The sequence below is a fragment of the Paenibacillus motobuensis genome (assembly GCF_039521865.1).
Lineage (GTDB): Bacteria > Bacillota > Bacilli > Paenibacillales > Paenibacillaceae > Fontibacillus > Fontibacillus motobuensis.
Genome location: NZ_BAAACX010000021.1, coordinates 65,718 through 77,947, shown reverse-complemented (window position 1 = coordinate 77,947; position 12,230 = coordinate 65,718). Strand labels below are relative to the sequence as shown.

Sequence of the window (12,230 nt, the reverse complement as noted above, 5' to 3'; positions counted from 1 at the left end):
TCCCGGCGGCGCCGCGCGCGCCGGGAATGAAGTATGCGCATTATGCGCCGCAGGGCGCAATGCGCATCGTGAGCGGGGCCGCCCCGGAGGCGGTGGCGGCCAAGATCCAGGCCGAGCTCGACGCGGCGGCCCAGCGCGGGGAAGTGACCGGTGTGCTCGCTTTTGACGAGCACATCGATCAATACCGCGCTGACCTGGTCCTCTCGCTCGGCAGCCTGGCTGCGCTGGAGACGGCGGCGCACCGTCTGTACGCGGCGCTGCGCCGCTTCGATGCTCGCGGCGTCACTTACATCATGGCCGAGTCCTGCTCAGAGGAAGGACTCGGCTCTGCCGTGATGAACCGGCTCTTGAAGGCCGCCGGCCATCAAGTAATTCATGTTTAAATTTTGTTAATAGAATGGGTATAAAATAGATGGACAACAGAGGAGAGGTCAGAAGCGATGATTACGATTGGTCTTGTAGGCTGGGGAGATCAGGAGGACCTATACCCGGCCGGGACACCGGCGAGCCGGAGGCTCGGCATGTATGCACGGCATTTTTCTGTTGTGGAAGTCGATAGCTCCTTTTATGCGATCCTTAACCCAGATACATATCGTCGTTGGCTGGCCGAGACTCCTTCTCATTTTTCCTTTTTTCTTAAAGCATTTCAGGGGATGACCGGGCATTCCCGCGGCAGAACGAACTATAACAGCCCCGGGGAAATGTTCCAAGCCTATTTGGATTCGATCAGCCCAGTCGTAGAAGCGGGACGTCTGAAGGCGATATTGTTTCAATTTCCGCCATGGTTTGATTGTTGTCAGGAGCATGTTCGTCAATTGCGGGCGATCCGCAAATGGATGGGGAGTTTGCCTCTCGCCCTCGAATTTCGCCATCAGAGCTGGTATTTCCCGGAGCATCAGGAAGGGACGCTGGCCTTCATGCGTGAGCAGGGCTGGATTCACACCATATGTGATGAGCCTCAGGTGGGACAAGGTTCCGTACCTGCGGTGCTCGTCCCAACCGATCCCGATCTGACATTTATCAGACTGCATGGACGCAACGATGAAGGCTGGGCCCAGAGCGGGGCCGAGAATTGGCGGGAGGTACGCAATTTATATCGCTATAGTAGAGAAGAATTGCTGGAATGGCAGGGCAAGCTGGCTGAGATTCAAGCCTTAGGCACCAAGGAGATCTGCATGATCTTCAATAACAATTCCGGTGGAGATGCAGCGATGAATGCCAGAGAGATGATGTCTATTCTTGGGCTAGATACGGCGGAACTACCGCCACGGCAGCTGGATTTGTTTGCAGAGGGTGATTCGTAATAACGGCTCAGATTACTTGGGAGAGATCACGGTCGCTTATCCAGAAGTGGCCTCATCAGAGACTTTCTTATGGGAGGACAATCTATGGAAATATTAGAACTTGTACTAATCATGCTGTGTTTGATCGGAGTATCGAATGTAATTAACCGCTTCATCCCGTTCGTTCCGGTTCCTCTACTGCAGATTATTTTAGGGACAGCCGCTGCGATGCTTCCTCTAGGATTGCATTTGGAGCTGGATACGGAGCTGTTCCTAGTTCTATTCATCGCACCGCTGTTATATAACGATGGGAAGCGAACACCGAGAGAAGAGCTATGGGAGTTAAGAGCCCCAATTTTGCTGCTCGCGCTAGGGCTTGTATTTGTTACGGTATTTGCCGGAGGCTACTTCATTCATTGGTTGATTCCTAGCATACCGCTGCCTGCAGCGTTTGCCTTGGCGGCCATATTATCTCCGACCGATGCTGTCGCCGTCTCTTCCCTGGCGGGGCGGATCAATCTGCCAAAAGGTATTCTCCGTTTGCTAGAGGGAGAGTCGCTGATGAATGACGCCTCTGGCCTGGTCGCATTTAAATTTGCTATAGCGGCCACAGTTACGGGAGTGTTCTCGATTACGGAAGCCGCTGGCAGCTTCTTGTTGATTTCTATTGGGGGACTTGTCTGCGGAACGATTGTTGCTTTCTTGATCGTATGGCTTCGGATGTTCATAAGACGTCTAGGCATGGAGGATGTCACGATCCATATGCTCCTTCAGATTCTGACTCCGTTCGCCATCTACTTGATTACAGAGGAATTCGGGCTCTCGGGAATTCTGGCCGTTGTTGCGGGGGGAATTGTGCACGCCATAGAGAAGGACCGTACGGAATCAATGCAGGCAGAGCTTCAAGTGGTATCGCAAAATACCTGGTCAGTTATTCTGTATATCCTTAACGGACTTGTATTCGTAGTTCTTGGACTACAGATCCCTGGGGCGACAGAGACCATTCTGCACAGCCCGCATTATAGCAATCTTCAGGTACTTGGCTTCATTGGAATCATATCGATAGGCTTGATTCTTCTCCGGTTCATCTGGGTGTATCTATTCTGGGAAGGCTCCTGGCTGCTAGGCAGCGGAGATACGCTGGAGAGACCGAAGCTAAATTCATCTGTGCTTCTCTCCTTATCTGGGGTCAGAGGAGCGGTGACTTTAGCCGCGGCATTCTCTATTCCTTACTTTTTACAGGACGGTAGTTTTTTCCCGGAACGGGATTTAATTATTTTCCTCGCAGCAGGGGTAATCCTCTGTTCGCTAATTATCGCCAGTATCATGCTGCCTATATTGTCCAAAACCGATGATGATGCACTAGAGAATGAGGAGAGCAGAGAGAGGGAAGCCCGAGCCCGTATTATTAAAGCGGCGATCCAGGCCGTCAAAGAAGCGACGACCGATGAGAATCGGACAGCGGCAGGCTATATTATTTCGGATTACCGTCGTCAGTTGCTTACTTTGCATAATGATGAGGATATGGATTGGATGGATAGCAAGTGGGATAAGCAGGTAATGAAGTTGCGGATGACTGCCCTTCAGGCGGAGCGCCGGGAAATCCAGAATATGCTCGATCGCGGAGAGATCGCAGGCGAGATGGCTACGAAGATCGAAGAGGGTATGAAGCAGATGGAGATGCTTATGTCCAACAAGTTCAAGGTGATCATGCTGATCTCGGTATATCGGCTCCGTCGCTTATTCTCGAAGCTGTTCCTGAAGACCAATAAGAAGCGCATTCCAGCCGGAAATCTAGATCAGGTTCGCGCACTTCGGGCACGTTCGTCCAAGGCGGCGATCCAGGCAATTCAGGAATCGATGAATGATGACAACCGCCAGGCCGCTCTGGCTCTTCTAGCCCGATACGATGAAGTACAACAGCGTATGCAGGGAGTTGCCCTAGATATTGAAGATGAGGAGCTGTTGGATCAATATAAAAATGAGCTTCGAATCCGAGGAATACAGGCACAGCGGAATGAAGTTCAATCGATGTTTGAGAAGGGGGAAATTAATTGGACTTCTGCCAGTAAACTGCGGCAGTATATCAATTACTCCGAGGCGGGAATTTTGACCGTTGGAGAGGAATAGTTACAGAGGCTTGGTTCAGCTTGTGTCATGAATTCACGGCTTGTCGCATATGGTTGTACAAGTGATTTTGGACAACGACGATAGGTGGTGACCTGCATGAACGAGGCCTTGGAGCGGATCGGAGAGTTGCTGACGATCCTGTTCATGGCAATTGCCTTAGGAATGGATGCTTTTTCTCTAGGAATCGGTGTCGGGGTGAATGGTGTACGACGCAGGGATGTGCTGCGAATCGTTATGACGGTGTCCTTCTTTCATATTCTGATGCCGGTGTTGGGTATTCTGACGGGTCATTATGTAGGCGAACTGTTGGGCTATTTGACCCAATTCGTGTCGGGCGGTCTGCTCCTGTTGCTAGGGGGGCATATGATATATAGTTCGCTCAAGAGCGGGGCGAATCAGTTCATTAACTACCGTTCCTGGCCAGGCATATTTCTGTTCTCTCTAAGCGTCAGCGTGGATTCCTTCTCTGTTGGCGTCTCATTGGGGATGTTCCATAGCGAGCTGCTATTAACGGTGCTTACATTCGGTTTGTTCGGTGGGTTGATGTCCCTGTTTGGGCTGGCGCTTGGTCGGGGGGTTAGCCGCAGCCTGGGGGATTACGGAGAAGCTGTTGGCGGATCGATTCTATTTGCGTTTGGACTGATGTTTATCTTTTGATACAATGAACACACGAACACTTCATAGGAACCTGTGAAGTCAGGCTTTAACGGAGGTGCATGAGGATGCGAATATTATTTGTATGCACGGGCAATACTTGCCGCAGCCCTATGGCGGAAGGAATGCTTCGCAAGCTGGCCAAGGATCGTGGGATGTCGCTAGATGTACGCTCGGCCGGGGTAGCCGCTTCCGAGGGAACCTCGATGTCTGCACACGCCGCAGCTGTACTTAGGGATCAGGGGATTGAGGATCGTATTACTTCAACACCGCTAAGTGAGGGGTTGGTCGATTGGGCTGATTTGATTCTTACTCTGACTGGTGGACATAGACGGCATGTCATTCAATGTTTTCCTGCAGCAGCTGATAAAATATATACATTAAAAGAGTATGTGGAGAATGATGTACAAGTGCTTGAGGCCCAAGATGAGCTGCATCGACTGGTCGCTGAGCTAGAGCTAGACCGGGCGCTTGGCAAGGAACTGGATACGGCGAGACAGCGGAGGCTTGCGGAGTTGCTTCGGCAGATGCCGGCATACGACATCTCCGATCCATTCGGGGGCTCTCGTATAGAATATAATGCGACTGCGCTGGAGATTAGATCCGCATTGGAGCAGCTGCTGGACAAGCTAGAGCAGACTGACTTCAAGAACTCCAGCGAGGAATAGTGATATAGATCATAAATAATCAGTTGCATTTATTCAAGGGATGCTTTATTCTAAAGTCATTAAAGTGCGTGTTCAAAAAGGGCGGTTTTCTTATCAAAAGCGGACTTTTTGAACTACCTCTACGAAGATCCGATGTAACTGGCGACGATAGTGGACCAAACCACAATGGAGCATCGGAATATACGGCCGGTCGCCTGGGCAAAGAGCACGACGTCACTTATGATCGTCATGCTCTTTTTTCGTTGTTTTTGCAGGACACACTTCTCTCCAGGAACCGAAGTTCTCTAGTTATAAATTCCATGCAAGTTCAAGAACCAGAAATCTGGCACAGACAATTGTATCCGCCAAGATAGTCTAACTATAAGAAGCTGTTCTGCATAGTAGATTGTCGCCACGATTTTTGTCGGGTTTAGGTATATAATAAGGACATGTGCTATTAAGGAATTTCGAACTTCAAATCAGAGAAGGGGTGCCATACATGGAGACGAAACATATTGCAGAGATTGGACAGCAGGTCGCGGAGATACTGGAAGAGCTATGCGCTACGGCGAAGTTCGGTCCGGGCCATCTGCTCGTTGTTGGCGCCAGCACAAGCGAGATAGCCGGTCAGCGGATCGGCACGGCTGGAGCGGAGGAGGTTGCTGCCGAATTGTATGCCGGGATCGAGCAGGTTCGAGGCAAGTATGGCTTTGATGTTGCATTCCAATGCTGTGAGCATTTGAACCGGGCTCTAGTTGTAGAACGTGCAGTGCTTGATCGTCTACGGTTGACTGAAGTATCGGCGGTCCCGGTGAGGAAAGCGGGAGGTTCCATGGCAGCCTTCGCTTACAGGCAGCTGCAAGCTCCTTGTCTGGTGGAGAGCATAGAGGGTCATGGCGGAATTGATATTGGCGAGACGCTTATCGGCATGCATCTGCGCCGTGTTGCCATTCCTTTCCGTTCGACAAGACGTTACGTTGGAGAAGCCCGTGTCACAGCCGCATGGACTCGTCCTAAGCTGATCGGTGGCGAGCGGGCGGTATATCAGTTGCCAAACACAGTAGAAGACTCAAATCTATGTGATTAAATTATTCTTTTTTATTATAAGGAGGCAATTTACCTATGGATCAATTGAGAAAGCAAGACCCGGCTGTATTGGAAGCGATGAACCTGGAACTGAAGCGTCAACAGAGCAACATCGAGTTGATTGCATCGGAGAACATCGTTAGTGAAGCAGTTATGGAAGCGATGGGTTCGGTTCTGACGAACAAATATGCAGAAGGTTATCCGGGCAAGCGCTACTACGGGGGCTGTGAGCATGTTGATATCGTTGAGGACATCGCTCGCGATCGGGCCAAGGAACTGTTTGGTGCTGAGCACGCCAATGTGCAGCCGCACTCTGGAGCTCAAGCGAACATGGCCGTTTATCTTGCCGCTCTGAAGCCTGGCGATACGGTGCTTGGCATGAATCTGGCCCATGGTGGCCATTTGACGCACGGAAGTCCTGTCAACGCATCTGGCTTGCTCTATAACTTCGTAGCCTATGGTGTGCAAGAAGATAGCTTCCTGATCGATTATGATGAAATCCGCAAAGCGGCCTTCAAGCATCGCCCTCGTCTGATCGTTGCTGGAGCGAGCGCTTATCCACGCATTATCGATTTCGAGAAAATTGCACAGATCGCTAATGATGTAGGCGCATTGTTCATGGTCGATATGGCGCATATCGCCGGATTGGTAGCTGCTGGTTTGCATCCAAGTCCAGTGCCTCATGCTCATTTTGTAACGACAACCACTCACAAGACATTGCGCGGACCACGCGGCGGGATGATCCTATGCCGCAAGCCTTGGGCTGCCGCTATCGACAAAGCGGTATTCCCAGGTACACAAGGCGGGCCATTGATGCATGTCATTGCTTCTAAAGCTGTCGCTTTGGGTGAAGCGCTGCAGCCTTCGTTCAAAGTATATGCCGAGAATGTGGTGAAGAATGCGCAGGTGCTGGCCGAGACGCTGATTTCTGAAGGGTTGAACCTCGTCTCTGGTGGAACGGATAATCACTTGATGCTGATTGATACTCGCAACCTGAACATCACAGGTAAAGATGCAGAGCATGTACTCGATTCTATCGGGATTACTGTGAACAAGAATGCGATTCCTTTCGATCCAACGAGTCCTTTTGTAACGAGCGGTATTCGTATCGGAACTCCGGCAGCCACCTCCAGAGGCATGGACGAGGAAGCGATGAAGGAGATCGGCCGTATTATTGCTACAACCTTGAAGTCACCTCAAGATGAAGCGGTACTTGCTGAATGCCGTAGCCGTGTATCCAACTTGACGGAGCGCTACCCATTATATTCAGAACTTACCTATTAATTATAAGAGGTTGTTTAAACACGTACTATAAGATTCATTTGGAATTGCTCAGCCGGGAAGCGATGCTTCTCGGCTATTTATATAGATATGAAGGGCTTGGATAATTTTTTTAATGCTTAATATTTTCCTGGAGGTTATGAAAATCGGAATGTAAGCAGATATATCAGGGGACTATAGAAGATAGTTAATTTCTGAAAGATTTGCAACATGAATAAGTTTGGGTGAAAATGCATTGGCGAAAGTGATATAATATACGAGATTTGTGGAGCATTCAACTTGGAGTATGTCGCCGCAACCAGAATTCATTGTTATACACAACCACCGGAGGGATATAATGGGAAAATTAATAGTATGTGATCACCCCCTGATTCAGCACAAATTAACGTTCATTCGAGACATGAATACGAATACGAAGGATTTTCGTGAATTGGTTGACGAAGTAGCTACATTGATGGCCTATGAGATTACAAGAGAAATTCCGCTTGAGACAATTAAAGTTCAGACTCCTGTGACCGAGACAGAAGCCAAGGTTATCTCTGGGCGTATGCTCGGTCTGATTCCTATTTTACGTGCAGGTCTCGGTATGCTTGATGGCGTATTGAAACTTCTTCCCGCGGCGAAGGTAGGGCATGTTGGTCTTTTCCGCGATCCTGAGACGCTGCAGCCTGTGGAATATTACATTAAGCTTCCTACCGATGTACAGGAGCGTGAGCTGATTGTCATTGACCCGATGCTGGCAACGGGCGGTTCGGCTATCGCTGCGATCGATGCGCTGAAGAAACGCGGCTGCACACAGATTAAGATGATGAACCTGATCGCTGCTCCAGAAGGAGTCAAGGCAGTTCATGATGTCCATCCTGATGTAGATATTTACGTAGCTGCACTGGACGAGCGTCTGAATGATCATGGATATATTATTCCTGGACTTGGCGATGCAGGAGATCGCTTGTACGGAACAAAATAGATCATGATGTGATCATGAGAAAGGGAAACGAACATGTCTAAAATTAAAGTAATGACGATCTTCGGAGTTAGACCTGAAGCCATCAAGATGGCTCCGCTTATTCTGGAACTGAACAAGCATCCTGAGGACATTGAGTCTGTGGTATGTGTAACTGCCCAGCATCGTGAAATGCTTGATCAGGTGCTGGATGTGTTCAAAATAGTTCCTGACTATGATCTGAATGTAATGAAGCCGAATCAGAGTCTGAATGAGATTACGATTCGGGTGCTTGAGGGTCTGGAGGGTGTGTTGCGAGAAGCGAAACCGGATATCGTACTCGTTCATGGGGATACCCTGACGACATTTCTGGCAAGCTATGCTGCATTTCTGCAGCAAATCAAGGTGGGCCATGTAGAGGCTGGACTTCGTACTTGGAATAAATTATCACCTTATCCGGAGGAGATGAACCGCCAATTAACCGGCGTACTCGCAGACTTACACTTTGCTCCAACAGACTGGTCTGCAAGCAATTTGCGCAAAGAGAATAAATCAGAGTCAACCATATATATCACAGGCAACACGGTAACGGATGTGTTTCAATATACAGTACAGCCGAATTATAGCAATTCTGTGCTGGAATGGGCCGCCGGTAAGCGGCTTATTCTGATGACGGCTCATCGCCGCGAGTCACAGGGGCAGCCTCACATGAACATCTTCCGTGCTGTGAGACGTATCGCTGATGAATTCGAAGACGTAGCGATCGTGTATCCTGTCCATCCAAGTCCTGCGGTGAGAGAACCGGCGTATGAAACTTTGGGCAGCCATCCTCGTATTAAACTTATTGATCCATTGGATGTGGTAGATCTGCATAATTTCTATCCACATACACATCTAATCCTTACGGACTCCGGCGGTTTACAGGAAGAAGCGCCGTCTTTTGGCGTTCCTGTGCTTGTGCTTCGCGACACAACCGAGCGTCCGGAAGGGATTGAAGCGGGGACGCTGGAGCTTGTCGGCACAGATGAGGAGATGGTCTATGAACGGACGAGGGCGTTGCTGACAGATAGTGAACTATATGATTCGATGAGTAAAGCGGCCAATCCTTATGGAGACGGGCAAGCATCTCAAAGAATTGTCAATGCGATTCTTCACCATTTTGGCGTTATTAATGAAAGACCAGAAGAATTTCACAAAAAGTTCACAATTTAGAAAGATCAATAATTGTGTTTTTTTGCAAGATAGCATACAGTATTACTGTATGGTTTGCTTATATGTTGGTCGTCGATAAGATGTTCTCTTGTTTGACAAAAAGTCTTAAAATTCAGTAAAATGAATTGGGAATTGACAATATGGAGAATCATGATAAAAATGCAAATCCTTGGATGATAGCCGCTTATATAAGCGGCGCGGGTATTTTGCTGGCTTTTTATATCGTCGCTGGCTTTTTAGTTTCAAGATGGTTGGCCGAAAGGTTCGATGGTCCGAATTACTGGATTGCTATCGGATCGATCGTCGGTCTGATCCTTGGAATCGCCAACATATTTATCTTAATTTATAAATTTATGGGGGAGCAGGATGGATGACTTAAACTCGATTGTGTCAGCTGTGACCAGAACGACCTTCCTCATCTTATCCGCTTTATTTTTTGGATGGGCTTTCTTTCCGGATTACAGGTCAGACATCTCTGGCGTGATCCTTGGTCTTGCTGTTGGGTTGGTCTATACCCGCTTTCTGTCAATGAAGGTGCGTGGCCTGGCTGAGTATGTTGTCAGCCAACAGGAGGGACGCTTCAGCTTCGGGTTTCTAACAAGGATATGTCTTGTTTTACTTGTTATTATGGTTGCGGTCAAGGTTGAACAGGTATCGGTCTTAGGTGTTGTGATTGGACTATTCGTTCCTCAACTTCTGACGATTCCGATCAGCATTGTGATCGGGGCCAGAAATAAGTCTTAACAGCTACCTAGGGGAAAGGGGTGAATAATACAAATGCATGATGCGCCCATTATTATGCTCGGAGGATTTCAGCTTGATTTATCCGCAGTATTCATGCTACTGGTGAGTATGGCGATCGTATTTCTTGTCTGCAGACTGTCAGTGGCTAATTTGTCTGTAGAGAATCCGTCGAAATTCCAGAACTTTATGGAATGGATTGTCGAATTCGTTCAAGGGATTATTGGTAGTACTATGGATCTTAAGAAAGGAAGGCATTACCTCTCCTTGGGGCTAACGCTAATTCTTTTTATCTTTGTATCCAACCTTCTAGGATTGCCACTTGGCATTATTACAGAAGCTCATAAGCCGGAAATGATCTTCGGGCATGTTATTGAAGCAACACGTGGCCTGGCTGATGGCGAACATGCCGAACTTCTTTGGTGGAAGTCTCCGACCGCAGATGTCTCCGTGACTGCTGGACTTGCGATTGTCGTGTTCATACTGATGAACTATCTAGGTCTACGATACAATCGGAAGCATTATCTTAGACACTATATTGAGCCATTCCCGATTTTCCTGCCGCTTAATATCATTGAAAACCTTGCTAAGCCGATCGCTCTAGCGCTTCGGTTGTTCGCGAACATTTTCGCAGGCGAGGTATTGATCACGGTCATTCTCAAAATGGGAGTGCTCGGTATTCCGTTCCTGGGAGTATGGCAAGGATTCAGTATTTTTGTCGGTGCACTGCAAGCCTATATCTTTACGATATTGACGATGGTTTATATTGCACAGACAACGATTCACGAGGAAGAGCATTAATAAGGCTCTGTCGGTAATTTCCGATTAAGGGGCATCCGTCAGAGATCTATTATAAACACATCATTAAATGAACTGATACTAAGGAGGATAATTAAATGAATTTTTTGGCAGCAGCTATTGCAGTTGGTTTGGGTGCGCTTGGCGCAGGTCTTGGTAACGGGATGATCGTAAAGAGTACAGTTGAATCCATCGCTCGTCAGCCAGAAGCAGCTAACAAGCTTCAAACAACAATGTTTATCGGTGTTGGTATCGTCGAAGTTGTGCCTCTCGCGGCAACAGTTATCGCATTCTTGATCATGTTCGCTTAATAAATAGCTACGGTTTGGCGGGGAGGGCCGATGCCATCCGCGCCTTCGTTTTTGTTGAAATTTTCTGAAATGAAGTGCTAGTTTTGTTGATGGAAGGAGTGACATTGGTGAAAGTCTTGTGGGAAAACATTGTGCTTACCATGGTTGCGTTTTCGATTCTTTACTGGCTGCTTAACAAGTACGCTTTTGGCAAATTGTTCGCGGTCATGGAGAAACGCCGTGAGCTGGTAAAGGGCCAATTGGAAGAAGCTCGGCAAACCAGAGAACAGGCGACTGCCTATGTTGAAGAGCAGAAGGAAGCTCTTAAGCAAGCTCGGCAAGAGGCCTTCGAAATTATTGAACAATCGAAGCAGAGCAGCAGCAAACAAGCGCGCGATTTGCTGGAACAGGCGAAAACTGATGCGATCCGTCTGAAGAATGAAGCTGTTCGTGATATCGAGAGTGAAAGAAACAAAGCCATGGAGGCTTTGCGTGGCGAGATTGGTTCTTACTCCGTAAATATCGCGTCCAAACTGATCGAACGTGAGGTTGAAAGCAATCCGGAGGATCAAGAGAAGCTTGTGAATCAATACTTGCAAGAAGTAGGTAGAAAATCATGAGCCGTGCACTAGTCGTAGCGCGCAGATATGCCAAGGCACTATATGAGATTGCCCTTCAGGATGGACGTACAGTTGAAGTTGAACAAGAGCTGCAGACATTGGTGTCCGCTCTGAATCATGATGAAAGCGTTCAGAAATTCCTGTCAACTCCAAACATTTCCAGGACAGCGAAGTGGAATGTGCTTGAAGGCGTGCTTGGAGGCAAGTTGTCGAAGCCTGTCGTTTCTATGGCCAGACTGCTGGTGGAACGTGAAAGAACCGATGTTTTACCGGATATTTTGGATGCTTATGTCAAAATAACCGGCGAAGCCCTTGGATTGGCTGATGCAATCGTCTATACCGCCCATCCTCTAACTGATGAGGAGCAGCGCGCTATAGAATCCGAATTTGGCGCTATGCTGAATAAGAAGATTCGTGTTCAGAGCCATATCGATAAGGAATTGCTTGGTGGAATCAAAGTCAGAATCGGCGATGTGATTTATGACGGCAGTTTATCCGGCAAGCTGGAACGGCTTGAAAAGTCTTTTCGAAGACAAGCACTGTAG

15 protein-coding genes and 1 riboswitch are annotated in these 12,230 nt (G+C 48.3%); all 15 genes read left to right on the top strand.

Features of this window, described 5'->3' with window-relative positions; all coding sequences use genetic code 11:
- The coding region (locus ABD014_RS21675) for a Sua5 family C-terminal domain-containing protein (protein ID WP_343864795.1) at positions 1 to 383 on the top strand (383 nt) is incomplete at its 5' end.
- A 57-nt stretch (positions 384 to 440) separates the two neighbouring features.
- Entirely contained in the window at positions 441 to 1,304 is an 864-nt protein-coding gene (locus ABD014_RS21670; RefSeq protein WP_343864793.1) for a DUF72 domain-containing protein, read from the top strand.
- An 84-nt stretch (positions 1,305 to 1,388) separates the two neighbouring features.
- The gene (locus ABD014_RS21665) at positions 1,389 to 3,413 is read left to right on the top strand and encodes a Na+/H+ antiporter (protein WP_343864791.1); all 2,025 of its coding nucleotides are present in this window, start codon (positions 1,389 to 1,391) and stop codon (positions 3,411 to 3,413) included.
- Positions 3,414 to 3,509: 96 nt separating this feature from the next.
- Positions 3,510 to 4,070 carry a manganese efflux pump MntP gene (locus tag ABD014_RS21660; RefSeq protein ID WP_343864789.1) on the top strand — a complete coding sequence of 187 codons (561 nt, stop codon included), beginning with the start codon at positions 3,510 to 3,512 and terminating at the stop codon, positions 4,068 to 4,070.
- Positions 4,071 to 4,135: 65 nt separating this feature from the next.
- Positions 4,136 to 4,735 (top strand): low molecular weight protein arginine phosphatase, encoded by a 600-nt coding sequence (locus tag ABD014_RS21655; protein ID WP_343864787.1) that lies wholly within the window; start codon positions 4,136 to 4,138, stop codon positions 4,733 to 4,735.
- 124 nt (positions 4,736 to 4,859) lie between these two features.
- A riboswitch (ZMP/ZTP riboswitch) is annotated at positions 4,860 to 4,942 on the top strand.
- A gap of 271 nt (positions 4,943 to 5,213) precedes the next feature.
- The gene (locus tag ABD014_RS21650) at positions 5,214 to 5,801 is read left to right on the top strand and encodes a TIGR01440 family protein (RefSeq protein WP_343864785.1); all 588 of its coding nucleotides are present in this window, start codon (positions 5,214 to 5,216) and stop codon (positions 5,799 to 5,801) included.
- 35 nt (positions 5,802 to 5,836) lie between these two features.
- Positions 5,837 to 7,084, top strand: coding sequence for a serine hydroxymethyltransferase (glyA, locus tag ABD014_RS21645; protein ID WP_343864783.1), 1,248 nt, complete (start codon positions 5,837 to 5,839; stop codon positions 7,082 to 7,084).
- Between the two features lie 334 nt (positions 7,085 to 7,418).
- The gene (upp, locus tag ABD014_RS21640; RefSeq protein WP_127003402.1) at positions 7,419 to 8,048 is read left to right on the top strand and encodes a uracil phosphoribosyltransferase; all 630 of its coding nucleotides are present in this window, start codon (positions 7,419 to 7,421) and stop codon (positions 8,046 to 8,048) included.
- Positions 8,049 to 8,081: 33 nt separating this feature from the next.
- Positions 8,082 to 9,236 carry a non-hydrolyzing UDP-N-acetylglucosamine 2-epimerase gene (gene wecB / locus ABD014_RS21635; RefSeq protein WP_343864781.1) on the top strand — a complete coding sequence of 385 codons (1,155 nt, stop codon included), beginning with the start codon at positions 8,082 to 8,084 and terminating at the stop codon, positions 9,234 to 9,236.
- 140 nt (positions 9,237 to 9,376) lie between these two features.
- Positions 9,377 to 9,610, top strand: a complete 234-nt coding sequence (locus ABD014_RS21630; RefSeq protein WP_343864778.1) for an AtpZ/AtpI family protein — start codon at positions 9,377 to 9,379, stop codon at positions 9,608 to 9,610.
- Positions 9,603 to 9,980 (top strand): ATP synthase subunit I, encoded by a 378-nt coding sequence (locus tag ABD014_RS21625; protein ID WP_343864776.1) that lies wholly within the window; start codon positions 9,603 to 9,605, stop codon positions 9,978 to 9,980. The genes ABD014_RS21630 and ABD014_RS21625 overlap by 8 nt, the downstream gene beginning before the upstream one ends.
- 33 nt (positions 9,981 to 10,013) lie before the next feature.
- Complete coding sequence (atpB, locus tag ABD014_RS21620; protein WP_343864774.1) at positions 10,014 to 10,778, top strand: F0F1 ATP synthase subunit A; 765 nt, start codon at positions 10,014 to 10,016, stop codon at positions 10,776 to 10,778.
- Between the two features lie 95 nt (positions 10,779 to 10,873).
- Positions 10,874 to 11,086: a F0F1 ATP synthase subunit C gene (gene atpE / locus ABD014_RS21615; protein WP_127003392.1), complete on the top strand. Its 213-nt coding sequence runs from the start codon at positions 10,874 to 10,876 to the stop codon at positions 11,084 to 11,086.
- Positions 11,087 to 11,193: 107 nt separating this feature from the next.
- Positions 11,194 to 11,685 carry a F0F1 ATP synthase subunit B gene (gene atpF / locus ABD014_RS21610; protein WP_343864772.1) on the top strand — a complete coding sequence of 164 codons (492 nt, stop codon included), beginning with the start codon at positions 11,194 to 11,196 and terminating at the stop codon, positions 11,683 to 11,685.
- Entirely contained in the window at positions 11,682 to 12,230 is a 549-nt protein-coding gene (locus tag ABD014_RS21605) for a F0F1 ATP synthase subunit delta (protein WP_343864770.1), read from the top strand. Before atpF ends, ABD014_RS21605 begins: the two co-directional genes overlap by 4 nt.